21 protein-coding genes are annotated in these 22,786 nt (G+C 67.9%); 17 read left to right on the top strand and 4 right to left on the bottom strand.

Translation table 11 applies throughout. The features are described from left to right. Positions 1-32 precede the first annotated feature (32 nt). The 3 genes from phaC (at position 33) to phaR (ending at position 3,123) form a co-directional block, all read left to right on the top strand. Positions 33-1,859, top strand: coding sequence for a class I poly(R)-hydroxyalkanoic acid synthase (phaC, locus tag CJ301_RS02905; protein ID WP_099273998.1), 1,827 nt, complete (start codon positions 33-35; stop codon positions 1,857-1,859). A 144-nt stretch (positions 1,860-2,003) separates the two neighbouring features. Continuing rightward, entirely contained in the window at positions 2,004-2,459 is a 456-nt protein-coding gene (locus CJ301_RS02900) for a Phasin (RefSeq protein ID WP_099273996.1), read from the top strand. Between the two features lie 124 nt (positions 2,460-2,583). Continuing rightward, positions 2,584-3,123: a polyhydroxyalkanoate synthesis repressor PhaR gene (gene phaR, locus CJ301_RS02895; RefSeq protein ID WP_099273994.1), complete on the top strand. Its 540-nt coding sequence runs from the start codon at positions 2,584-2,586 to the stop codon at positions 3,121-3,123. An 87-nt stretch (positions 3,124-3,210) separates the two neighbouring features. On the opposite strand, the gene CJ301_RS02890 is transcribed toward phaR, so the two are convergent. Next, positions 3,211-3,987 carry a Bax inhibitor-1/YccA family protein gene (locus CJ301_RS02890; RefSeq protein ID WP_099273992.1) on the bottom strand — a complete coding sequence of 259 codons (777 nt, stop codon included), beginning with the start codon at positions 3,985-3,987 and terminating at the stop codon, positions 3,211-3,213. A 374-nt stretch (positions 3,988-4,361) separates the two neighbouring features. Here CJ301_RS02890 and CJ301_RS02885 point away from each other — a divergent pair, with 374 nt between their 5' ends. Both CJ301_RS02885 and hisN read left to right on the top strand, forming a co-directional pair. Beyond that, positions 4,362-4,730: a helix-turn-helix domain-containing protein gene (locus CJ301_RS02885; protein WP_099273990.1), complete on the top strand. Its 369-nt coding sequence runs from the start codon at positions 4,362-4,364 to the stop codon at positions 4,728-4,730. 102 nt (positions 4,731-4,832) lie between these two features. After that, positions 4,833-5,642 (top strand): histidinol-phosphatase, encoded by an 810-nt coding sequence (gene hisN / locus CJ301_RS02880; protein WP_099273988.1) that lies wholly within the window; start codon positions 4,833-4,835, stop codon positions 5,640-5,642. Here the strand turns inward: hisN and guaD are convergent. After that, a complete protein-coding gene (guaD, locus tag CJ301_RS02875) occupies positions 5,639-6,928 on the bottom strand; it encodes a guanine deaminase (protein WP_099273986.1) in 1,290 nt (429 codons plus the stop codon). The genes hisN and guaD overlap by 4 nt on opposite strands. 110 nt (positions 6,929-7,038) lie before the next feature. Between guaD and mgtE the strand changes: the two genes are divergently transcribed. The 5 genes from mgtE to CJ301_RS02850 all read left to right on the top strand — a co-directional run bounded on the left by mgtE (position 7,039) and on the right by CJ301_RS02850 (position 12,586). Beyond that, positions 7,039-8,427, top strand: coding sequence for a magnesium transporter (gene mgtE, locus CJ301_RS02870; RefSeq protein WP_099273984.1), 1,389 nt, complete (start codon positions 7,039-7,041; stop codon positions 8,425-8,427). Continuing rightward, positions 8,424-8,990: a 5-formyltetrahydrofolate cyclo-ligase gene (locus tag CJ301_RS02865; RefSeq protein WP_099273982.1), complete on the top strand. Its 567-nt coding sequence runs from the start codon at positions 8,424-8,426 to the stop codon at positions 8,988-8,990. Before mgtE ends, CJ301_RS02865 begins: the two co-directional genes overlap by 4 nt. A gap of 135 nt (positions 8,991-9,125) precedes the next feature. Beyond that, on the top strand, positions 9,126-9,941 hold the full coding sequence (locus CJ301_RS02860) for a TIGR00282 family metallophosphoesterase (protein WP_099273980.1): 816 nt from the start codon (positions 9,126-9,128) through the stop codon (positions 9,939-9,941). Between the two features lie 43 nt (positions 9,942-9,984). Next, on the top strand, positions 9,985-11,763 hold the full coding sequence (locus CJ301_RS02855) for an SLC13 family permease (RefSeq protein WP_099273978.1): 1,779 nt from the start codon (positions 9,985-9,987) through the stop codon (positions 11,761-11,763). 73 nt (positions 11,764-11,836) lie between these two features. After that, positions 11,837-12,586 carry a YebC/PmpR family DNA-binding transcriptional regulator gene (locus CJ301_RS02850; protein ID WP_099273976.1) on the top strand — a complete coding sequence of 250 codons (750 nt, stop codon included), beginning with the start codon at positions 11,837-11,839 and terminating at the stop codon, positions 12,584-12,586. A gap of 69 nt (positions 12,587-12,655) precedes the next feature. Here the strand turns inward: CJ301_RS02850 and CJ301_RS02845 are convergent, their stop codons facing one another. Next, positions 12,656-13,261, bottom strand: coding sequence for a LysE family translocator (locus CJ301_RS02845; RefSeq protein WP_099273974.1), 606 nt, complete (start codon positions 13,259-13,261; stop codon positions 12,656-12,658). A 647-nt stretch (positions 13,262-13,908) separates the two neighbouring features. Beyond that, positions 13,909-14,118: a DUF1127 domain-containing protein gene (locus tag CJ301_RS02840; RefSeq protein ID WP_099273972.1), complete on the bottom strand. Its 210-nt coding sequence runs from the start codon at positions 14,116-14,118 to the stop codon at positions 13,909-13,911. A gap of 317 nt (positions 14,119-14,435) precedes the next feature. On the opposite strand from CJ301_RS02840, the gene CJ301_RS02835 reads away from it, so the two are divergent. The 7 genes from CJ301_RS02835 (at position 14,436) to CJ301_RS02805 (ending at position 22,782) form a co-directional block, all read left to right on the top strand. Then, positions 14,436-15,542, top strand: a complete 1,107-nt coding sequence (locus tag CJ301_RS02835; RefSeq protein WP_099273970.1) for an Mrp/NBP35 family ATP-binding protein — start codon at positions 14,436-14,438, stop codon at positions 15,540-15,542. Between the two features lie 688 nt (positions 15,543-16,230). Further along, the gene (locus CJ301_RS02830) at positions 16,231-16,725 is read left to right on the top strand and encodes a division/cell wall cluster transcriptional repressor MraZ (RefSeq protein WP_099273968.1); all 495 of its coding nucleotides are present in this window, start codon (positions 16,231-16,233) and stop codon (positions 16,723-16,725) included. 3 nt (positions 16,726-16,728) lie between these two features. After that, complete coding sequence (gene rsmH / locus CJ301_RS02825; protein WP_099273966.1) at positions 16,729-17,703, top strand: 16S rRNA (cytosine(1402)-N(4))-methyltransferase RsmH; 975 nt, start codon at positions 16,729-16,731, stop codon at positions 17,701-17,703. Continuing rightward, positions 17,700-18,059: a cell division protein FtsL gene (ftsL, locus tag CJ301_RS02820; protein ID WP_099273964.1), complete on the top strand. Its 360-nt coding sequence runs from the start codon at positions 17,700-17,702 to the stop codon at positions 18,057-18,059. Before rsmH ends, ftsL begins: the two co-directional genes overlap by 4 nt. Further along, on the top strand, positions 18,056-19,840 hold the full coding sequence (locus CJ301_RS02815; RefSeq protein ID WP_099273962.1) for a peptidoglycan D,D-transpeptidase FtsI family protein: 1,785 nt from the start codon (positions 18,056-18,058) through the stop codon (positions 19,838-19,840). The genes ftsL and CJ301_RS02815 overlap by 4 nt, the downstream gene beginning before the upstream one ends. A gap of 15 nt (positions 19,841-19,855) precedes the next feature. After that, positions 19,856-21,358, top strand: coding sequence for a UDP-N-acetylmuramoyl-L-alanyl-D-glutamate--2,6-diaminopimelate ligase (locus tag CJ301_RS02810; protein ID WP_099273960.1), 1,503 nt, complete (start codon positions 19,856-19,858; stop codon positions 21,356-21,358). Continuing rightward, a complete protein-coding gene (locus CJ301_RS02805; protein WP_099273958.1) occupies positions 21,355-22,782 on the top strand; it encodes a UDP-N-acetylmuramoyl-tripeptide--D-alanyl-D-alanine ligase in 1,428 nt (475 codons plus the stop codon). Before CJ301_RS02810 ends, CJ301_RS02805 begins: the two co-directional genes overlap by 4 nt. Positions 22,783-22,786: the final 4 nt, after the last annotated feature.

Below are 22,786 nucleotides of genomic sequence, written 5' to 3'. Positions count from 1 at the left end.
CTGCACCTGCAAACTAGGGCGTGGGAGGGCGTATGACAACTGACGATCAGGACAGGAACGCGGAAGCGGAGGCGGGCGGCGAGGCCATGGCGGCCAAGGCGCGGCTCGAGGCCAATCTCGCCCGGATCGAGGAGCTGACGCAGCGGCTCGTCTCGGCGATGGGGCAGGGGCGCCAGGTGCCGTCGGCGCTGCAGGGGCCGAGCCATGACCTCTACCTCAAGGCGGCGGGCAGCTACTGGTCGGAGATGATGCGCGACCCGGCCAAGCTGATGGAGCACCAGCTCGGCTATTGGGGCGAGACGCTCAAGCATTACGTCGAGACCCAGCAGAAGATGATGCAAGGCGCGCAGGCCCCGGCCTCGGATGGGCCGAAAGACCGCCGCTTTGCCAACCCGATGTGGGACACGCATCCGTGGTTTGCCTATATCAAGCAGCAATACCTCACCAATGCCGAGGCGGTGCGCAGGGCGGTCTCCTCGATCGAGGGGCTGGAGCCGCGCGAGAAGAAGCGGCTCGATTATTTCGCGGGCCAGATCGTCGACATGTTCAGCCCCACGAATTTTTTCGCCACCAACCCCGATGCGCTGCAAAAGGCGCTGGAGACCGAGGGCCAGAGCCTGATCGACGGGATGGAGAACCTCGTGCGCGATCTGGAGGCCAATGAGGGCGACCTCGTGGTGACGCTGGCCGATGCCGATGCCTTCCGCGTGGGCGAGAACCTCGCCACCACGCCGGGCGAGGTGGTGTTCCGCAACCACCTGTTCGAGCTGATCCAGTACGCGCCCGCCACCGAGGACGTGCACGAGACGCCCGTGGTGCTGTTTCCGCCCTGGATCAACAAGTTCTACATCCTCGATCTCAAGCCGCAGAACAGCCTGATCCGCCATGTCGTCGAACAGGGCCACACGCTTTTCGTGGTCAGCTGGATCAACCCCGATCCGAGCTATGCCGAGATCGGCATGACCGATTATGTCGAGGACGGCTACATCCAGGCGATCGAGACGGTGAAGGAGATCTGCAAGGTCAGGCAGGTCAACGCCGTGGGCTACTGCATCGCCGGCACGACGCTGGCGCTGACGCTGTCGGTGCTCAAGGCGCGCAAGGACAAGTCGGTCAAATCCGCGACCTTCTTCACCACGCTTACCGATTTCTCGGATCAGGGCGAGGTCGGCGTGTTCCTCGACGATGATTTCGTCGACGGGATCGAGGCCGAGGCGCGGGCGGCGGGGGTGCTCGACAAGTTCTACATGTCGCGCACCTTCTCCTTCCTGCGCGCGCGCGACCTGATCTACCAGCCCGCGATCCGCAGCTACATGATGGGCGAGGCGCCGCCCGCCTTCGACCTGCTCTACTGGAACGGCGACGGCACCAACCTGCCCGCGCGCATGGCGATCGAATACCTGCGCGGATTGTGCCAAGAGGACCGCTTCGCCACCACCGGCTTCACCGTGGCAGGCCACGAGGCGAAGATCGCCGAGGTGACGGTGCCGGTCTTTGCCGTGGGCTGCGAGAGCGATCACATCGCGGCGTGGGATTCGAGCTGGCGCGGCGTGCGAAAGATGGGATCGAAGGACAAGACCTTCGTGCTGTCGGGCTCGGGCCATATCGCGGGCATCGTCAACCCGCCCGCCAAGAAGAAATACGGCTACTGGTCAAATGATGCCGCCGCCGACAGCCCCGAGGAGTGGCGCGCGGGCGCGCAGAAGCACGAAGGCTCCTGGTGGCCGGCCTGGATGGCATGGCTGAAGCCCCGGGCGGGCGAGATGGTGCCCGCGCGGGAGCCGGGCTCCAAGGCGCATCCCGCGCTCGGACCGGCGCCGGGGCGCTATGTCACCGGCGGTCGGCTCGCGGCGGAATAGGGGGCATCTGCCGTGGGGGAAAGTTTTTTGCTGCACCGCAGAAAAACATCTTGAATTGCTGCGGTGCAGCACGCATATTCCGGTCATCAGAGACGAAGCGGGGCCTCAGAGCTGCCGCACCAGCGACCAGAAAAGGGACCTCCGATGGCCAATCAGCAAGACTTCACCGCGATCTTCAAGGACATGATGGGCTCCTTCCCCGTCGACACCAAGAACATGGAAGAGACCTTCCGCAACCAGACCGCTCTCGCCGAGAAACTGTCGGCCGCCAATCTCGAGGCCGCGCAGAAATCGACCGAGCTGTCGGCCAAGTGGGCCCAGGACACGCTTGCCAAGTTCGGCGAAGTGACCCGCGCCAAGCCCGAGCCCGCCGATTACGCCAAGTCGATGAGCGATTTCGCCGCCGCTTCGGCCGAAGCCGCCTCCGGGCACATGGCCGCCTTTGCCGAGATCGCCAAGAAGCTGCAGACCGAGACGCTCGAGCTGATGCTCTCGGCCGGCAAGGACATGAGCGACGACATGACCGCCGCCGCCAAGAAGGCCGGCACCGACGCGCAGGCCGCGACCCGCAAGGCCACCGCGACCGCTGGCGCGAAGTAAGCGAGACAGCGGCGATCCTCCCCGCCGCGACCGGGCGGGCTGCCTCCGGGCAGCCCGCCCTTTCTTTTTGCGAAACACGGGCCTAGGCTTTTGCTGCAGCGCATCATGCCTTGGGGGACCGAAGATGGCCGAGACCGCGAAACCGCTTCTGATCAAGCGTTATGCCAGCCGCAGGCTCTACAACACCGAAACCAGCGACTACGTCACGCTCGAGGATATCGCGGGCTTCATCCGCGCGGGCCGCGAGGTGCAGATCGTCGATCTGAAATCGGGTGACGACCTGACGCGGCAGTATCTTCTCCAGATCATCGCCGAACATGAAAGCCGCGGCGAAAGCGTGCTGCCGGTGGATGTGCTGACCGATCTCGTGCGCAGCTATACCAGCCAGGCCGGTTCGGTCGTGCCGCAGTTTCTCGCCGCCTCCTTCGAGATGCTGCGCGACGGTCAGTCGAAGATGATGGAGAACATGACCAAGGTCTCGCCCATGGCGCAGATGCCGGGCTTCGACGCGATGCGCGCGCAGCAGGAGGCCTTCTTCAAGGCGATGACCGGCGGCATGATGGGCGCGTCCGGGCCGGAGGCCAAGACCGGCGACGACAATCTCGACGACATCAAGAAGCAGCTCGCGGAGCTGCAATCCAAGCTGGCGCGGATGAGCAAGTAAACCGGCGCGCCGTCCTGTCGCCGGATGCGAAAAAGGGGCCGGCGTTTCCGCCGGCCCCCGAAAGGAGGGTCTCCGTTCCGCTTGCGCTTATTCGCGGTTGCCGAACAGCTGGAGCAGGAACATGAACATGTTGATGAAGTCGAGATAGAGCTGCAGCGCGCCCATGATGGCGGCCTTGCCCAGCCACTCGCTGTCACCATGGCTGGCATGGCTGAGATACACGTTCTTGATGTTCTGCGTGTCGTAGGCCGTCAGACCCGCGAAGATCAGCACGCCCAGCACCGAGATCGCGAAGGCCACCGCCGAGGAGGCGAGGAAGATGTTCACGATCGAGGCGACGATCAGGCCGATCACGCCCATGATCAGGAAGGTGCCGAAGCCCGACAGGTCCTTCTTGGTGGTGTAGCCGTAAAGCGACAGACCCGCGAAGGCGATGGCGGTGATCAGGAAGACCTGCACGATCGAGACGCCGGTGAAGACGAGGAAGATCGAGCTGAGCGACAGGCCCATCACCGCGGCGAAGGCGTAGAACACAATCTGCGCCGTGGCAGCGGACATGCGGTTCATGCCGGCCGAGAAGCCGAACACGAAGATGAGCGGGGCGAACATGATCAGCCACTTCAGCGGCGAGGTGTAGATCGCCGCGCCGAAGCTGTTGAGATACTTGTCGGGGCCGATCTGCGCCATGGCGAGGGCCGGATCGGTGGTGACGGCCAGCCCCGAGATCGCCCAGGCGGCGGCGGCGGTGATGATCATGCCTACGGACATCGTGCCGTAGACCTTGTTCATGTGGGCGCGAAGCCCTTCGTCGATCCGCGCGGAACTGGCCCCGGCCGTCGCGCGGATCGTGTTGAATTCAGCCATAGAGACCTCCGTTGGAATATACGTCTTGGTCCCGATATTGGCGATCGGCGGCAGAGATTCAAGAAGCCTGCGACAGCCTGCGACACCGGGTGCGCAAAAGGCGACGGTCCGCCTCGATGCCGGCCCCGCCTTGCACGTGTCGCGCGCGATGTTACCTGCAAGCGGCGCGACCGGCGGGCCGCAGCCTGTCCATCGGGACAGGTTCGTGTGATCCAATGCGCCGGATCATGATCTTAAAGTCATGATGACCCATGCAACCAAAGCGTGTCTATATGAGTATATAGAGGGGCCATCGCGCTCCAGACATATTTTAAGGCGCATCCAGGCGATTGTTTCGACCTCAGATCCGATGCGCAACATTGAGAGGACAGGACATGAAGCACCCCGTTGACGTTCATGTCGGAAAGCGCATCCGCCATCGGCGGTGGATGAACGGAACGACCCAGCAGCAGCTGGCCGAAAAGGTCGGCATCAAGTTCCAGCAGATCCAGAAATACGAAACCGGGATGAACCGGGTTTCGGCCTCGCGTCTTTGGGACATCGCGCATGCGCTGGGCGTTCCGGTCTCCTTCTTCTTCGAAGGCATGGAAGCCGCCAAGCCCGAGCCGCGCCCCGGCGACCTGCCCGGCGACGTGATGGCCGACCGCGAGGCGCTCGAACTCTTGCGCTCCTACTACGCGATTCCCGAGCAGCAGCGGCGGCGCCTGTTCGACCTTGCCCGCGTTCTGAGCGACGCCGCCTGAGGCTTTGCGCCGCGAAGGGCCGCCGGGCTTGACCGGAGCGCCCTTCGCGCGCTACCGCCCCCGCCGGGGCGGGGCTGTCCGTCCGATCAGGATGGGCTCCACATGACCGGCACTCTTTCAGACGATCTCATGCGCGACCTCGCCGCCACCGCCCATGCGCTGGCCGATGCCGCGCGCCCCGAGACGCTGCGGCATTTCCGCCAGACCATCGCCACGGACGACAAGACCGGGGCAGGGGCGGGCTTCGACCCCGTGACCGAGGCCGACCGCGCCTCCGAGCGCGCGATGCGCGAGGTGCTGGCCGCGCGCCGCCCCGACGACGCGATCCTGGGCGAGGAATACGGCGCGACGCCGGGCAGCAGCGGGCTGACCTGGGTGCTCGACCCGATCGACGGCACGCGCGCCTATATCTCCGGCATGCCGACATGGGGCGTGCTCGTCTCGGTCTGCGACGCGACGGGGCCTCTCTTCGGCCTGATCGACCAGCCCTATATCGGTGAGCGGTTCGAGGGCGGCTTCGGCACCGCGCGCCTCATGGGGCCGCGTGGCGAGATGCCGCTGCGCGGCCGCGCCGCGCGCCCTCTGGCCGAGGCGACGGTGATGACGACCTTTCCCGAGGTCGGCACGCCCGCCGAGCGCGCGGGCTTCGAAGCGGTAAGCCGAGCCGCGCGGCTCACCCGCTACGGCATGGATTGCTATGCCTATGCGCTGGTGGCGATGGGCCAGGTCGATCTGGTGGTCGAGGCGGGGCTCAACAGCTACGACGTCTGCGGCCCCATCGCGGTGATCGAGGCGGCGGGCGGCATCGTCACCGATTGGGAGGGCCGCCCCGCGCATGAGGGCGGCCGCGTGCTCGCCGCGGCCAACCCCCGGATCCACGCCGAGGCGCTGGCGCTGCTCAAGGGGCGCTAGCCCTTCACCTGCCGGCCCGCGACATAGGTTTTCGCAATGGCGCGGTCGTCGCCCATCATGATGGTCGGGAACAGCGCCTCCCAGATATCCGAGGCCAGCGCCGAGCGCTGCGCGATGCCGGGCGTCGAGGCGAGGTCGAGCACGATCATGTCGGCCATGGACCCCGGTGCCAGCCGTCCGATCTCGCCTTCGGCATGCAGCACCTTGGCCGAGCCCTCGGTGGCGAGCCACAAAAGCTGCGCGGGGTGGATCGGGTTGCGCTTGAGCTGGCCGATCTCGTAGGCCGCGCCCATCACCCGCAGCATCGAGAAGGACGAGCCGCCCCCCGTATCCGAGGCCAGCCCGATCCGCTGCCCCTCGGCCATGCGCGCCGCCATGTCGAAGAGCCCCGAGCCGATGAAGGTGTTCGAGGTCGGGCAATGTACCAGCCCCGCGCCGACCTCGCGCAGCCGGTCGGTTTCGCGCGGTTCGAGATGGATCGCATGGCCATAAAGCCCGCGCGCGCCCAGAAGGCCGTGCTGCTCGTAGGTGTCGAGATAGTCGCGCGCCTCAGGGTAGAGCCCGCTGACCCATTCGATCTCGTCGACCTGCTCGGAGAGATGCGTCTGCATCAGGCAGGAGGGGTTCGCGGCCCAGAGCGCGCCCAGCGCCTCGAGCTGTTCCGGCGTCGATGTGGGCGAGAAGCGCGGCGTGATGACATAGGTCGCGCGGCCCTTGCCGTGCCAGCGTTCGATCAGCGCCTTGCTGTCGTCATGCGCGCTCTGCGCCGTGTCGCTGAGATAATCGGGCGCGTTGCGGTCCATGCAGGTCTTGCCCGCGAAAGCCGCCATGCCGCGCGCCTCCGCCGCCTCGAAGAAGGCGTCGACGCTGCCCGGGTGGATCGTGCAGAAGCTCGTCAGCGTCGTGGTGCCGTTGGAAATGGCAAGGTCGAGCGTGCGCTTCGCGATCTCGTCGGCATAGGCGCGATCGGCGAACTTGCCTTCCTCGGGGAAGGTGTAGCTGTTGAGCCAGTCGATCAGCCGCTTGCCCCAGCTCGCGATCATTGCGGTCTGCGGGTAATGCATATGCGCATCGACGAAGCCGGGCAGGATCAGCCCTGCGCCGTGGTCGATCACCTCCGCCTCGCCGTGCTGCGCGCGCAGGGCGTCGGCCTCGCCCGCGGCGACGACGCGGCCCGCCTCGACCAGCACCGCGCCGCGGCTCGAATGGGTGGCGGCGGCGGGGCCTTGGGTGAAGGGATCGCCGGTGAAGGTCAGGGTCTGGCCCAGATGCAATGTCTTTGTCATGGGCCGACGATAGGAGCGGGGCGCGGCAAGGTAAATCTGCCAATCGTCCCGCGCCCAGCTTGCCGCTGCGCCAACAACCACTATGGTCCGCGCAAACATCGGGAGCCGCCATGACCGACCAGATCGACAGCCAGGAGCCGCAGGAGGACGAGGGCGATTTCGGCCTGCCGGCGCGGTTGTTCGACGAGGTGCTCGACGCGGTCGAGGCCGGCGACGCCGCCCGGCTCGACGCGATCTTCGAGCCGCTGCACCCCGCCGACATCGCCGACCTGCTCGAACAGATCGACGCGCGCGACCGCCGCGCGCTGCTCGCGCTGTGGAAGGGCGGCATGGATGGCGAGATCCTGTCCGAGCTCGACGACAATCTGCGCGAGGAGATCATCCAAAGCCTCGCCCCGACCGAGCTGGCCTCGGCGGTGCGCGAGCTGGAATCCGACGACGTGGTCGATCTCGTCGAATATCTCGACGAGGACCAGCAATCCGCCGTGCTCGACGCGCTCGCCGCGACCGACCGGATCGCGGTCGAGAAGGCGCTGGCCTACCCCGAGGAATCGGCCGGGCGCCTGATGCAGGTCGAGGTGGTGCGCGCGCCCGAGCATTGGAGCGTCGGCGAGGCGATCGACTTCCTGCGCCGCGCCGAGCGGCTGCCCGACCAGTTCTACCACGTGATGCTGGTCGATCCGCGGATGAAGCCGGTGGGCTACGTGCAGATCGGGCGGCTCTTGTCCAAGTCGCGCGCCACGCTGCTGCGCGACATCACCGAGGAGAGCTTTCGCACGTTTCACGTGGAAGACGACGAAGGCGCCGTGGCCTATGCCTTCAACCAGTATCACCTGATCTCGGCCCCGGTGGTCGATGACGACGACCGGCTGGTCGGCGTGATCACTATCGACGACGCGATGAACGTGCTCGACGAGGAGCACGAGGAGGACATTCTGCGCCTCGCCGGTGTCGGCGGGGAGAGCGAGCTGTCGGATTCGGTGCGCGAGACGACCAAGCAGCGCCTGCCATGGCTCGCCGTCAATCTCGGCACGGCGATCATCGCCTCGCTCGTCATCTCGCTTTTCGAGGAGACCATCGCCGGGCTGGTGGCGCTGGCCGTGCTGATGCCGATCGTCGCCTCTATGGGCGGCAATGCGGGGACCCAGTCGCTCACCGTCGCGGTGCGGGCCATCGCCACGCGCGACCTGACGACATCGAACGTCTGGCGGGTGATCCGGCGCGAGGTGGCGGTGGGTCTGATCAACGGGCTCGCCTTCGCGGTGGTGATGGGCCTTGTCGGCCTCGTCTGGTTCGGCTCGCCGATGCTGGGCGTGGTGATCGCGGTGGCGATGGTCATCAACCTCGTGGTCGCCGGGCTGTCGGGCGTGGTGGTGCCGGTGGTGCTCGACCGCTTCGGCGTCGACCCGGCGCTGGCCTCGGGCACCTTCGTGACGACGGTGACGGATGTGGTCGGCTTCTTCGCCTTTCTCGGCCTCGCCTCGGTGATCCTGCTGTGAGCGCGCATACCGGACTTGCCGCCCGCAAGAAGGCCGCGCGAGAGGCGGCGTTCTTGCGCCGCGAGCTGGCGCATCGCTCGGCGGGGGCGCAGGCCGAACACCTGATCCGCTGGTTGTCGGAACGCCCCGGTGAGACGGTGGCGGGCTACATGCCGATGCGCAGCGAGATCGACCCGCTGCCCGCCATGGCCGCCGCCGCCAAGACCGGGCGCGTCGGCGTGCCGGTGATCGAAGCGGCGGGGCGGCCCTTGCGCTTTCGCGAATGGACCCCGGGCTGCGCGCTCGAAAAGGGGCATTTCGGCGCCGATGTCCCGGTGGCGGGCGTTTGGGTCGTGCCGCGCATCGTCATCGTGCCGCTGGTCGCCTTCGACCGGCATGGCCACCGTCTGGGCTATGGCGGCGGCTTCTACGACCGGACGCTGGAGCTCTTGCGCAAGGCCGGCCCCGTCGCGGCGGTCGGATTCGCCTTTGCCGCGCAGGAGGCCGAGGAGATTCCCATCGAGGAGACGGACCAGCCGCTGGACCTGATCATCACCGAATCCGGGATCGTGGTGCCATCCTGAGAAGGCCGGCGAAACGGGCGCCCCGGCGCCTGCCGCGCCGGCGGGCCGGGCATTCCGCCTCGCGCCGTCACGTGAGTGCAACGCCATGCGAGGCTTCGCTTGCCCTTTGCAAACCGCCGTCCTAACACCGATGAAATGAGAATATTGTTCCTTGGCGACGTGATGGGTCGCGGTGGCCGGCAGGCCGTGGCGGAGCGGCTTCCCGGCCTGCGCCGCGACTGGCGGCTCGATTTCGTGGTGGTCAATGGCGAGAACGCCACCGGCGGGCGCGGGCTTTCGACCGAGCACGCAAAGGGCATCCTGGAGGCGGGCGCCGATGTCATCACGCTGGGCGATCATGCCTTCGACCAGAAGGACATGATGCGCTTTTGCGAGACCGAGCCGCGCATCATCCGCCCGCTCAACTACTCCAAATCCGCCCCCGGCATCGGCGCGCGGGTGTTCGAGGCGACCCGCGGCCGCAAGGTCCTGGTGGCGCAGGTGCTGGGGCAGGTCTTCATGAGCCGCCCCTATGACGATCCCTTCTCGGCGCTGGAGCCGGTGCTCAAGGCGCATCCGCCGGGCGGCACGGTCGCCGCGAGCCTGATCGACATCCACTGCGAGGCGACGAGCGAGAAGATGGGCGTCGGGCATTTCTGCGACGGGCGGGCCTCGATCGTGGTGGGCACCCACACCCATGTGCCGACGGCGGACGCGACCATCCTGCCGCGCGGCACGGCGTTCCAGTCGGATGCGGGCATGTGCGGCGATTACGACAGCGTCATCGGCATGCAGAAGGACGAGCCGCTCCGGCGCTTCATCACCGGCATGCCGGGCGGGCGCTTCACCCCGGCGATGGAGGAGGTGACGCTCTCGGGCCTCTATGTCGAGACCGACGACCGCACCGGTCTTGCCACGCGGGTCGAGATGGTGCGCCAGGGCGGGCGGCTGTCGCAATGCGGCCCCGCGTGAGGAGGCGGGCCGGGCCCCCCGGCCGTTCCGGAGAGATCTGACGATGTTCGGCATCACCCTGTCGCCCGATGTCCAGGCGATCACCGCCATGGTGATCGTGCTGGCGATGTTCCTCGCCTTCCTGCGCGAGGCCTACCCGGTCGAGGTGGTGGCGATCACCGGCGCGATGGCGATGCTGGTCTTGGGCATCCTGCCCGAGGACACCGCCATCGGCATCTTTGCCAACCCCGCGCCATGGACCATCGCGGCGCTGTTCGTGGTGGTCGGGGCGCTGGTGCGCACCGGCGCGCTCGACTGGATCTCGGCGCAGGCTGCGCGGCATGTGGAGCGGCGGCCCAAGACGACGCTGATCACGCTCACCTTCACGGTGCTGACGATGTCGGCCTTCATCAACAACACGCCCATTGTCGTCGTGATGATCCCGATCTTCGTGCGGTTGTCGGCGCAGATGGGACACCAGCCCTCGAAGCTGCTGATCCCGCTGAGCTACTTCGCGATCTTCGGCGGCATGCTGACGCTGATCGGCACCTCGACCAACCTTCTGGTCGACGGCGTGGTGCAGGCGGCGGGGATGGAGCCCTTCGGCATCTTCGAGATCAGCGGCGCGGGGCTGCTGCTGGCGGGCGTCGCGGTCGCCTATCTGGGACTGATCGGGCGCAAGCTGCTGCCCGACCGCGATTCCATGGCCGGGCTGCTGTCGGGCAAGTCGAAGATGCGCTTTTTCACCGAGGCCGTGATCCCGCCCGACAGCAACCTGATCGGCCGCGAGGTCACGGATGTGCAGCTCTTCAAGCGCGAGGGCGTGCGGCTCATTGACGTGGTGCGCGGCGACGCCTCGCTCAGGCGCAACCTCGCGGGCGTCACGCTCGAGGTGGGCGACCGGGTGGTGCTCAGGACCGCGATGACCGAGCTTCTGTCGTTGCAGGCCAACAAGAGCCTGCGCCGCGTCGATCAGGTCTCGGCGGTCGAGACCACCACGGTCGAGGTGCTGATCTCGCCCGATTGCCGCATGGTCGGCCGCAAGCTCGGCGATCTGCGCCTGCGCCGCCGCTACGGCGTCTATACCCTCGCGGTGCATCGCCGCGACAAGAACATCGGCCGCCAGATCGACGATCTCGTGGTGCGGATCGGCGATACGCTGCTGCTCGAAGGGGCGACGGCCGACATCCAGCGCCTCGCCACCGACATGAACCTCGTCAATGTCGCCCAGCCGACCGAGCGCGCCTATCGCCGCAGCCATGCGCCGATCGTGATCGCGGTGCTGTTCGCCATCGTCGGGTTTTCGGCGATCGGCGTGGCCAATATCGCGGTGATGAGCTTTCTCGGCGTGGCGGTGGTGCTGCTCACGCGCTGCATCGATGCCGACGAGGCTTTCGGCTTCATCGACGGGCGGCTTCTGGCGCTGATCTTCGGCATGCTCGCGGTCGGGGCGGGGCTCGACCATTCGGGCGCGGTATCGGTGCTGGTCGACTGGCTCACGCCCACGCTCATGCATCTGCCGAACTGGGCGCTGGTGCTGGTGGTCTATCTTCTGGCCTCGGTGCTGACCGAGATCGTCTCGAACAACGCCGTCGCGGTGATCCTGACGCCGGTGGCGATCGGGCTCGGACAGGCGCTGGGCGTCGATCCGCGGCCCTTGGTCGTGGCGGTGATGTTCGGCGCCTCGGCCGCTTTCGCCACGCCGATCGGCTACCAGACCAACACGCTGGTCTACGGGCCGGGCGGCTACAAATTCTCGGACTTCCTGAGGATCGGCGTGCCGCTCAACCTGCTGACCGCGCTGACCGCGGCGGTGGTGATCCCCTTGTTCTTCCCGTTGTGAGCCCGCTTGCCCCCTTTGCGGTGGCTGGCTTATAGAGACCCGGACTTTCGCACATCACCACAGGAGCCCCGCCATGGCAGGCCATTCCAAATGGGCCAACATCCAGCATCGCAAGGGGCGGCAGGACGCCGCGCGCTCCAAGCTGTTCTCGAAGCTGTCCAAGGAGATCACCGTCGCCGCCAAGATGGGCGATCCCGATCCCGACAAGAACCCGCGCCTGCGCATGGCCGTCAAGGAGGCCAAGGCCGTCTCCGTCCCCAAGGACGTGATCGACCGGGCCATCAAGAAATCCCAGGGCGGCGACGCCGAGAGCTATGACGAGATCCGCTACGAGGGCTATGGCCCCGGCGGCGTCGCCGTCATCGTCGAGGCGATGACCGACAACCGCAACCGCACCGCGTCGAACGTGCGCTCCACCTTCGGCAAGAGCGGCGGCAATCTCGGCGAGACAGGCTCGGTCTCCTTCATGTTCGACCGCAAGGGCGAGATCTATTACCCGGCTTCGGTGGGCGATGCCGACACGGTGATGATGGCCGCGATCGAGGCGGGCGCCGAGGATGTCGAGAGCGACGAGGAGGGCCACTGGATCACCTGCGCCGACACCGATCTCAACGAGGTGGCGACGGCGCTGGAGGCCGAGCTTGGCGAGAGCGAGACCACCAAGCTGATCTGGAAGCCGCAGACCCGCACCCCGCTCGATCTCGAGGGCGTGCAGAAGCTGATGAAGCTGGTGGAGACGCTCGAGGATGACGACGACGTGCAGAACGTCACCACCAATTTCGAGGCCTCCGACGAGGTGATGCAGGCCTATTCGGAGAGCTGATCCGCTTCATCTTTCTCCAGATACGCAGATCCGACGCCGGAAGCCCTCGCAGGTTTCCGGCGTTTCGCGTCACAGCGCCGCGAGAATCGGCCAGAGCGTCGCGACGAGCAGCAGCGCCATGGCGATGTTGAACGCCCTGAGCCGCTTCGGCTTGGCCAGGAGCCGCCGCAGGCTCTGGCCCAGCACCGTCCACAGCCCGGCCGAGACCGTGCCCATGGCGGCGAAGACCGACACCACCAGCGCCACGCCCCACAGCCCGCCATCGCCGACATAGGCGCTGGTCGCCGTCACCGACATGGCCCAGGCCTTGGGGTTCACCCATTGGAACGCGGCCGCCTGCAAAAAGGTCAGCGGCGTGCCCTTGGTGTCCGGCGCATCGGCGGCCTTGGGCGCCGCGGTGGCGATCTTCCAGGCCAGCCAAAGCAAAAACAGGATCGAAACCACCCGCAGCACCGCGGTCAGCGCGGGCCAGATCTCGAACACCCGTGCCAGCCCCAGCCCGACCAGCCCGGCCATGCCGGCGAATCCCAGCGCCACGCCCGCCATGTGCGGCACCGAGCGGCGCAGGCCGAAATTGGCACCCGACGCCATCAGCATCAGGTTGTTGGGCCCCGGCGTGAACAGGGTGACGAGGGCAAAGCCCATCAGGGCGGGGAGGAGCGAAAGCGCGGTCATGCGCGCCAATCTGCACCCTTGGGCGGAAATGGGAAGAGCGGAAATGGACAGCCCCGAAAACGAGAAACGGCGACGCCCAGGGAGGAGGAGGGGCGCCGCCGTTCTTTTTGCGGTGCGCGGGCCCTCAGGGAGGAGGAGGAGAACCCGTGACCGTCTCGGTCGACCGATCTGGCCAGGGAGGAGGAGGGCCCGACCGGTCTATGCAACGGATGCCTGTCTGGGAGGAGGGACATCCGTATCCTGTGCGACCGGCGGGGCAGGGAGGAGGAGGCCCCGCCGGTCTGATGCGCGCCGTTCCAGGGAGGAGGAGGGAACGGCCCGTATTCGAATTCCTGCGAGCGACGGGGCAGGGAGGAGGAGGCCCCGCCGCTCTATGGTCCGCGTGCGCTCCAGGGGAGGAGGAGAAGCGCCCGTGGTGTGCGACCGGCAAGGTCAGGGAGGAGGAGGATCCTGCCGGTCTGATCTACGTGCGCGCCCCAGGGAGGAGGAGAGGGCGGCCCGTATCTCGGTAAACTGTCAAGGCGACGGCATCAGGGAGGAGGAGGATGCCGTCGCCTCGATGCGGGCCGCCCAGGGAGGAGGAGGGGCGGAACCGCGGCTCGCGACCGGTTCAGGGAGGAGGAGAAACCGGTCGGGAACTGGGAAACTTATCGGGCCTGGCTGACCTCGATCGCGATGCGCTTGATCATCGAGCGGCTGATGCCGAGATCGGCGAGGTCGCGGTCGGTCAACGCCTGCAGCTCGTTATAGGTCGAGCGATAGATCTTGTTCTTCGCGACCCGGTCAGCCAAGGTGACGCGGAGATTGGCGATGCGCTGGCCGAGGCCGGCGCTGCGGGTGTCGGTCGTGTATGCCATGTCGCATACCTCTTTGGTTCGGGGCCCGGTGCTTGGGCCGTCTCTGCTCTCTGGTCGATCCCAGATCGCGGGACCGGTCGTCGAAGCCGCCGTATTGCGTCTTCGAGGATCAAAATAGGCTCGTGCTGCGAATGCACAATCCCTTGCAAGGGCAATGCTGCTATGCAGCAAACGCATGGTAAAAATTTCATGAAATCATAATCTTCCCCAAGGGAAACGTGGCAATTTCGTGGCTGCTTGCGCTTTGGGCCGCAAAGCGCGAGTCTTGCCCGATGATCGGGCAGCTGCCTGACGACAAAGATGGAAACGGACCAGAGATGACCCTGACGCGCGACCAAATCCTCGGTGAACTGCGGCGGATCGGGCTTCCCGACGGGGGTGACCTCGTCTCGCGCGACATGGTGCGCGCGCTCGGGGTCGATGCGGGCCGGGTGAGATTCGTGATCGAGGCCCCCGATGCGGAGACGGCGGGCGCGCTGGAGCCGGTGCGCCGGGCGGCCGAGGCGGCGGTCGGGGCGCTGCCGGGGGTGGAGGCGGTCAGCGCGATCCTGACGGCGCATGGCCCCGCGCCCGCGCGCCCCGCTGCCGGGCAAAAGCCGGCAGAGGCGCCCTCGCTGAAGATCGGCCGTCACCCGACGCCGCAGCCGGCCGGGCAGACCGGGCCGCAGCGGGTCGCGGGGGTCGACCGGATCCTCGCCGTGGGCTCGGGCAAGGGCGGCGTCGGCAAATCCACCGTCGCCTCGAACCTCGCCGTGGCGCTGGCGCGCGAGGGGAGGCGGGTCGGGCTGCTCGATGCCGATATCTACGGCCCCTCCCAGCCGCGCATGATGGGCGTGACCAAGCGCCCCGGCTCGCCCGACGGCAAGACCATCGAGCCTTTGCGCGCGCATGGCGTCACCATGATGTCGATCGGGCTGATGATGGACCCCGACAAGGCGGTGGTCTGGCGCGGGCCGATGCTGATGGGCGCGCTGCAGCAGCTGATCGGCCAGGTCGCTTGGGGCGAGCTCGACGTGCTGATCGTCGATCTGCCGCCGGGCACGGGCGATATCCAGCTGACCCTGTGCCAGAGGACGCATCTGACCGGCGCCATCGTGGTCTCGACCCCGCAGGACGTGGCGCTGCTCGACGCGCGCAAGGCGATCGACATGTTCCACACGCTGAAGACGCCGGTGCTCGGGCTGATCGAGAACATGTCTCTATACATATGCCCCGAATGCGGCCACGAGGCGCATATCTTCGGCCATGGCGGCGTGCGCGACGAGGCCGCGCGCCTCGATGCGCCGCTTCTGGGCAGCCTTCCCATCGACCTTGAAACGCGGCTTGCCGGCGATGCCGGCACGCCCGTGGCCGCGGGCGAGGGGCCGATGGCCGAGGCCTATCTCAAGATCGCCCGCGGGCTTGTCGCCGGCGGCATGGCCTGAGCTTGAAGCGGCCCTTGCCGGGGCCGCTTCAAGCCCGCCCGGGATCTTCTGGAACCTGACGCCGGGAATTCGTGGAACGCCCCGGTTCAGGGTCGAATCGTGCTGGGCGATTCGACCGGCTCTCGTGACTTATCCCCAGCATTCCCCATGACTTGTGGAGCTTTTTGAAGAATCGCGCGTTCCGCGAGCGTGGCCGTGCGGCGCGGCAATGGGTGACGTGGCAGCAATGCCGCACAACCGGGCTTTTCCGCTTATCGACAATTCTCCCTATATGTTGGGGTTGAAAGAAAACCAACCTCAACATGATGCGTAAATACGCACAGTTTTCCTTATTCAGGCTCGATGGTGTCCCAAATTGGCCTCCGGGATGAGGCGTTTCATGCCTGAAATTTGTTGCCTCCCATGAATTCCCATGGCATCCCTGTGGCCAAGGAAACGGTGGACAGACGGACTAGGGGCACCAAAGACCCCATCGGCAAAATTGGCAGGTTCATACAGGCAACCCGCTGTTTTCTAACAAGAGATCCGGCGCGCGAGCGAGCAGACATCCCCCCAGGTGGCGCGCGCGATCGGACATCCCGGGAACGGGACGATGCGGCGGATCGAGCAGTGGCAGCAGCTCGGTCCGCCGTTTTCGTATCACGAGGTCTGGCGACCTGGGTGGGCATGGGCAAGGGTCTCGACAGGCGTGCTGGGGTTCACCGGAGAGTATCCGCAAAAGATCGACGGGAAAGGGCGCATGTCCATCCCGGCCGATTTCCGCCGGGTGCTCGAAGCCGGTGACCCGGACTGGACCGAAGGGCTAAACCCGAGGCTTTACCTGCAGTTCGGCGACCATCTTAAAGACAATCTGCGGGTCTACTCGGTCGAGGAATTCGACCGCATCGCCGCCCAGATCCGCGCCATGCCGGCGGGCTCCAAGCAAAAGCAGATGGTGAGCCGCCTCTATCTCGGCCAGTCGATGAAGCTCGAGATCGACCGCGACGGCCGCATCGTCATGCCGATCCGCCAGCGTCGCAAGCTGGGGCTGGAGCAGGGCGAGGTGCTGTTCATGGGCGTCGGCGATTATTTCGAGATCTGGAAGGCCGACACCTTCGAGACCACCGTGGGCCAGGAGGTCACCGACTGGCTCGAGGAGCAGCCCGAGGGCTTCGATCCGCTCAGCCTCGTGGAAGGGCTCTGATCCATGACTAACACGCCGCACATTCCTGTCCTGCTGCGCCCGCTGATCGCGCAGATGGCCCCGATCGAGGGCGTCTGGCTCGATGGCACCTTCGGGGCAGGAGGCTACACGCGGGCGCTGCTCGATGCCGGCGCGCAGAAGGTCTTCGCGGTGGACCGCGACCCCTCGACCCATGAGATGGCCAAGGCCTGGGCCGGGCAATATGGCGACCGGCTGCAGATGCGCGAGGGGCGGTTTTCGCAGCTCGACACGCTCGCGGGCGAGCCGCTCGACGGGGTGGTGCTCGATCTGGGCGTCTCCTCGATGCAGATCGACCAGGCCGAGCGCGGCTTTTCCTTCCAGAAGGACGGCCCGCTCGACATGCGCATGGGCACTACCGGCCCCTCGGCGGCCGACATCGTCAACGAGGCCGAGGAGGCGCATCTCGCGCGGATCCTGTTTCTTTATGGCGAGGAGCGCCAAAGCCGCCGCATCGCCCGCGCCATCGTCGCCGCGCGGCCCGTGACCACGACGCTGCAGCTCGCGGAGATCGTCTCGCGCTGCCTGCCGCGCCCCAAGCCCGGCCAGTCGAACCCCGCCACCCGCAGCTTCCAGGCGCTGCGCATCGCGGTGAACGAGGAATATGACGAGCTCTACGAGGGGCTTGCCGCCGCCGAACGGGCGCTGAAGCCCGGCGGGCTCTTGGGCGTGGTGACCTTCCACTCGGTCGAGGACCGCATGGTCAAGCGCTTCATGCAGCTGCGCGCGGGCGCTACCGGCAATGCCAACCGCTTCGCGCCCGAGGTCGAAGGGCCGCCGCCGGCCTTCGAGCTCGTCAAGCGCAAGGCCGTGGCGCCCGACGACGAAGAGCTCGCCGCCAATCCGCGCGCCCGCTCGGCGCGGCTCAGGATCGCGCGGCGCACCGATGCCCCGGCGGGCCGGGCCGATCCGGCCGCGCTGGGAATGCCTGTTCTGAACAAGGGAGAGAAGTCTCGATGAGGGGCGTGATCTACGTGCTGTCGGCGCTGGCCGTCGTGGGGCTGGGCTTCTGGGCCTATCAGGAAAACTATGCCACGCAGCAATCCCTGCGCGACGTGCGCCAGCTTTATGCGCGCATCGGTGCCGCCCATGCGCGGCTGGGCATGCTCAACGCCGAATGGGCCTATCTCAATCGCCCCGACCGGCTGCGCGACCTCGCCGATCTGAACTTCGACCGGCTCGGCCTTCTGCCGCTGCGCCCCGAGGCCTTCGGCCGGGTCGAGCAGGTCGGCTTTCCGCCCGAGATGCTGCCGCCGATCATGAACCCGGTCGAGGTGTCCTCCGCCTTCATGAACACCGACGAGGAGCCGTTGTGACCCGACGCCCGCTGCGCCCTCTGGCGCGCATCCTCAAGGCGCGCGAGCGCGGCGAGAACCCCGACGCGATCGAGCGCGAGAACCTGCGCCTGCGTCACGAGGAAACCCGCGACCGCGCCCGCAGCCGGGCCGAGGGGCGGCTGCTGGTGATGGGCGGCTTCTTCGCCCTCGCCTTCGGGACGATCGCGCTCAAGATGGGCTCCATGGCGGGCGCCCCGGCCGAGGAGCCGCGCGCCTCCGCCTCGGGCAACCCGATCATCGCCCAGCGCGCCGACATCACCGACCGCGAGGGCCGCATCCTCGCCACCAATCTCGACACCTATGCGCTCTATGCCCAGCCGCCGGAGATGATCGACCCCGCGCGCGCTGCGGCCGAGCTGGTGCGGATCTTCCCCGAGCTCGACGAGCAGGAGCTGCTCGAGGATTTCACCGGCTCGCGCAAGTTCCTGTGGATCCGCAAGCAGATCAGCCCCGAGCAGCGCCAGGCGGTGCATGACATCGGCGATCCGGGGCTGCTGTTCGGTCCGCGCGAGATGCGGATCTACCCCAATGGCCCGATCGCCGCGCATATCCTCGGCGGGGCGAGCTACGGGCGCGAGGGCGTCTCCTCGGCCGAGGTGATCGGCGTGGCGGGTGTCGAGCGGCGCTTCGATGCCTATCTGCGCGACCCGGCCAATGAGGGCGCGCCCTTGCAGCTTTCGCTCGATCTCACCGTGCAATCGGCGGTCGAGGAGGTGCTGGCGGGCGGCATGAACCTGCTCAACGCGCGCGGCGCGGCGGCGGTGCTGATGGAGGCCAAGACCGGCGAGATCGTCGCCATGGCGAGCCTGCCGGATTTCGACCCCAACAACCGCCCCCGCCCGCTGACCCAGGGCTCGGCCGCCGACAGCCCGCTGTTCAACCGCATGGTGCAGGGCGTCTACGAGCTGGGCTCGGTGTTCAAGATCTTCGCCGTGGCGCAGGGCCTCGAGATGGGGCTGATCGAGCCCTCGACCATGATCGACACCAAGGGCCCGATGACCTGGGGCCGCTTCCGCATCCGCGACTTCCACGATTACGGCCCGCAGCTCACCGCGACGGATGTGATCGTGGAGAGCTCCAACATCGGCACCTCGCGCATCGCGCTGATGTATGGCGCCGAGAAGCAGCGCGAGTTCCTCGGCCAGCTCGGCATGCTGGAGCCCACCGAGGTCGAGATGATCGAGGCGCCCACCGGCAAGCCGCTCCTGCCCGCGCAATGGTCCGAGATCTCGACCATGACGATCTCCTATGGCCACGGCCTCTCGGTCACGCCGCTGCACTTGGCGGCGGGCTACGCGACGCTGGCCAATGGCGGGCTCAAGGTGACGCCGACGCTGCTGCACGGCGCGCGCCGCGGCCCCGGCGAGCGGGTGGTGAGCGAGCGCACCGCCGCGGCCAGCCGCGCCATGCTGCGCGCCGTGGTCAGCCGCGGCACCGCCAGCCTGGGCGAGGTCGAGGGCTACGAGGTCGGCGGCAAGACCGGCACCGCCGACAAGCCCAAGGAAAACGGCGGCGGCTATTACAAGGACAAGGTGATCTCGACCTTCGCGGGCATGTTCCCGGCCACGGACCCCGAATATGTCTTCGTCGTCACCTTCGACGAGCCGGTCGAGACCACCGGTTCGATCCCGCGCCGCACCGCCGGCTGGACCGCCGTTCCGGTCGCGGCCGAGATGATCCGGCGCACCGCGCCGCTGCTCGGCCTCAGGCCGCAGGTTGAAGGCGCGCCCATTGAGGGTATATCGCTGGCCGCGAACTAGCGGCGAGGGGCTGACATGGACGGCAAACAGGCCACGCTGGCCGAACTGGGGCTGACGGCGCAGGGCGGCCGCGAGGCGCGGCTGACGGGGCTGTCGCTCGACAGCCGCGAGGTGCGCGAGGGTCATCTCTTCGCGGCGCTGCCAGGCAGCGTCGCGCATGGCGCGGGCTTCGTCGAGGCGGCGCTGGAGCGGGGGGCCGCGGCGATTCTCACCGATGCGGAGGGCGCGCGCATCGCCGCCCCCGCTCTGGCCGGCTCTTTTGCCGCGCTGGTCATCGCCGAAGAGCCGCGACAGGCGCTGGCGCGCGCCGCGGCGCTGTGGTTCGGCCCTGCGCCCGAGACGGTGATCGCCGTCACCGGCACCAATGGCAAGACCTCGGTGGCGACCTTCGCGCGCATGATCTGGACCGCGATGGGCCGCCGCGCCGTCAATCTCGGCACCACCGGGGTCGAGGGGGCCTGGACCTACCCCCTGAAGCACACCACGCCCGATCCGGTCACCCTGCACCGCGCTCTGGCGCAGGCCGCGCGCGAGGGCGTGACCCATGTGGCGATGGAGGCTTCCTCCCACGGGCTCGACCAGCACCGGCTCGACGGGGTGATCCCGGCGGCGGCGGGCTTCACCAATTTCAGCCAGGACCATCTCGACTACCACGAGAGCTTCGAAGCCTATTTCGAGGCGAAGCTGGCGCTGTTCGACCGGGTGCTGCCCGAGGAGGGCGTGGTCGCCGCCAATCTCGACGATCCCAAGGGCGCGGAGATCGCGCGGCGCTGCGCCGCGCGCGGGCAGGAGGTGATCGGCGTCGGCCGGGCCGAGGGGGCGCGTCTGCGGCTCCTCGCACAGCGCTTCGACGCGACCGGGCAGGAGCTGCGATTCGCCTGGCAGGGCACGGCGCGGATGTGCCGGCTCGGCCTCGTCGGCGGGTTTCAGGCCGAGAACGTGGCACTGGCCGCAGCACTCGTGATCGGCGCGGGCGAGGACCCCGAGGAGGTGTTCCGCGCGCTGCCCGAGCTTACCACCGTGCGCGGGCGGATGCAGCTTGCCGCGCAGCGCGGCAATGGCGCGACGGTCTTCGTCGATTACGCCCATACGCCCGACGCGATAGAGACCGCGCTCAAGGCGCTGCGCCCGCATGTGATGGGCCGCATCATCGCCATCATCGGCGCGGGCGGCGACCGCGACCGCACCAAGCGCCCGCTGATGGGCGCGGCGGCGGCGCATCACGCCGATGCGGTGATCGTCACCGACGACAACCCGCGCAGCGAGGACCCCGCCGCAATCCGCGCCGCCGTGATGGAGGGCGCGCGCGGCGTGGTCGGCGGCGCCGAGACCGTCACCGAGACCGGCGACCGCGCCGAGGCGATCCTGCGCGGCGTCGATGCGCTGGGGCCGGGCGACGCGCTGCTCATTTGCGGCAAGGGCCACGAGACCGGGCAGATCGTCGGCGATGACGTGCTGCCCTTCGACGATGCCGAGCAGGCCTCGGTCGCGGTTTCGGCGCTGGAGGGGCAGGCATGACGCTCTGGACCGCAGATGACGCCGCCGCCGCCACCGGCGGGCGCGCGACGCGTGACTGGCACGCGACCGGCGTGTCGATCGACACCCGCACGCTTCGGCGGGGCGATCTCTTCGTGGCACTGCAAGCCGCGCGCGACGGGCATGATTTCGTGGCGCAGGCGCTGGAAAAGGGCGCCGCCGCGGCGCTGGTGAGCCGCATCCCCGAAGGCGTGGCCCCGGATGCGCCGCTCCTGATCGTGGACGAGGTGCTGCCCGCGCTGGAACGGCTGGGCCGGGCCGGGCGGGCGCGCACGAGCGCGCGCGTCGCCGCGATCACCGGCTCGGTCGGCAAGACCTCGACCAAGGAGATGCTGCGCGCGGCGCTCGAAGGGCAGGGCCGGGTCCATGCCGCCGAGGCGAGCTACAACAACCATTGGGGCGTGCCGCTCACATTGGCGCGGATGCCTGCCGATGCCGATTACGCGGTGATCGAGATCGGCATGAACCATCCCGGCGAAATCGCGCCGCTGGCGCGCATGGCCCGGCCGCATGTGGCGATGATCACCACCGTCGCCGCCGTGCATCTCGAAGCCTTCGAGAATGTCGAGGGCATCGCGCATGAGAAGGCCGCGATCTTCGAGGGGCTGGAGCCCCATGGCTGCGCGGTGATCCATGGCGACCTGCCGATCAGCCCGATCCTGCGCGCCGCGGCACGGGCGGCAAAGGCGCGAATCGTCGATTTCGGCGATGCCGAGGGCAATGCCTGCCGCTTGCGCGAGACGCGGATCGAGGATGGCTTCACCCGGGGCCGGGCGCTGCTCGACGGCGAAGAGGTCACGCTCGGGATCGCGAGCGAGGGGCGGCATTTCATGCGCAACGCTTTGGGCGTGATCGCCGTGGCGCAGGCCATGGGGGCCGACCGCGTGCGCAGCATCGCCGGTCTCGCCGCATGGGCCCCGCCCGCCGGGCGCGGCACGCGCGAGACGGTGACGGTCAGCCCCGATGGCGGCACGCTCGAACTCATCGACGACGCCTTCAACGCCAACCCGACCTCGCTTTCGGCGGCGCTGGCGGTGCTCGCGGCGGCCCGTCCCGGCGAAGGGCCGCCCCCCGGTCGCCGCGTCGCCGTGCTGGGCGACATGCTGGAGCTTGGCCCGAACGAGCGCGAGATGCATGCGGCCATGGCCGATGATCCCGCGATGGCGGCGCTCGACGCGGTGCATTGCGTCGGCCCGCGCATGCGCGCCCTGCACGAGGCGCTGCCGGTCGCGCGGCGCGGCCTGTGGGCCGAGCGGGTCGAGGATCTGCTCGAAGAGGTGACGCAGCTGGCCCGCATAGGCGATGTCGTGCTGATCAAGGGCTCAAAGGCCAGCCGGGTCAGCCGCCTCGTTGACGCCATCCGCAAACTGGGGCAACGCATCCCCTCCGCCGACAAGGAGGCCTGAGGCC

It is taken from the genome of Limimaricola cinnabarinus, assembly GCF_002723615.1.
In the GTDB taxonomy this organism is placed as follows: domain Bacteria; phylum Pseudomonadota; class Alphaproteobacteria; order Rhodobacterales; family Rhodobacteraceae; genus Limimaricola; species Limimaricola cinnabarinus_B.
This window is presented reverse-complemented; position numbering and strand designations above follow the sequence as displayed.

Excerpts from the sequence above, each read along its gene's own strand:
- phaC (WP_099273998.1), top strand. The coding sequence starts at position 33 with ATGACAACTGACGATCAGGACAGGAACGCGGAAGCGGAGGCGGGCGGC.
- CJ301_RS02900 (WP_099273996.1), top strand. The coding sequence starts at position 2,004 with ATGGCCAATCAGCAAGACTTCACCGCGATCTTCAAGGACATGATGGGC.
- phaR (WP_099273994.1), top strand. The coding sequence starts at position 2,584 with ATGGCCGAGACCGCGAAACCGCTTCTGATCAAGCGTTATGCCAGCCGC.
- CJ301_RS02890 (WP_099273992.1), bottom strand. The coding sequence starts at position 3,987 with ATGGCTGAATTCAACACGATCCGCGCGACGGCCGGGGCCAGTTCCGCG.
- CJ301_RS02885 (WP_099273990.1), top strand. The coding sequence starts at position 4,362 with ATGAAGCACCCCGTTGACGTTCATGTCGGAAAGCGCATCCGCCATCGG.
- hisN (WP_099273988.1), top strand. The coding sequence starts at position 4,833 with ATGACCGGCACTCTTTCAGACGATCTCATGCGCGACCTCGCCGCCACC.
- guaD (WP_099273986.1), bottom strand. The coding sequence starts at position 6,928 with ATGACAAAGACATTGCATCTGGGCCAGACCCTGACCTTCACCGGCGAT.
- mgtE (WP_099273984.1), top strand. The coding sequence starts at position 7,039 with ATGACCGACCAGATCGACAGCCAGGAGCCGCAGGAGGACGAGGGCGAT.
- CJ301_RS02860 (WP_099273980.1), top strand. The coding sequence starts at position 9,126 with ATGAGAATATTGTTCCTTGGCGACGTGATGGGTCGCGGTGGCCGGCAG.
- CJ301_RS02855 (WP_099273978.1), top strand. The coding sequence starts at position 9,985 with ATGTTCGGCATCACCCTGTCGCCCGATGTCCAGGCGATCACCGCCATG.
- CJ301_RS02850 (WP_099273976.1), top strand. The coding sequence starts at position 11,837 with ATGGCAGGCCATTCCAAATGGGCCAACATCCAGCATCGCAAGGGGCGG.
- CJ301_RS02845 (WP_099273974.1), bottom strand. The coding sequence starts at position 13,261 with ATGACCGCGCTTTCGCTCCTCCCCGCCCTGATGGGCTTTGCCCTCGTC.
- CJ301_RS02840 (WP_099273972.1), bottom strand. The coding sequence starts at position 14,118 with ATGGCATACACGACCGACACCCGCAGCGCCGGCCTCGGCCAGCGCATC.
- CJ301_RS02835 (WP_099273970.1), top strand. The coding sequence starts at position 14,436 with ATGACCCTGACGCGCGACCAAATCCTCGGTGAACTGCGGCGGATCGGG.
- rsmH (WP_099273966.1), top strand. The coding sequence starts at position 16,729 with ATGACTAACACGCCGCACATTCCTGTCCTGCTGCGCCCGCTGATCGCG.
- ftsL (WP_099273964.1), top strand. The coding sequence starts at position 17,700 with ATGAGGGGCGTGATCTACGTGCTGTCGGCGCTGGCCGTCGTGGGGCTG.
- CJ301_RS02810 (WP_099273960.1), top strand. The coding sequence starts at position 19,856 with ATGGACGGCAAACAGGCCACGCTGGCCGAACTGGGGCTGACGGCGCAG.
- CJ301_RS02805 (WP_099273958.1), top strand. The coding sequence starts at position 21,355 with ATGACGCTCTGGACCGCAGATGACGCCGCCGCCGCCACCGGCGGGCGC.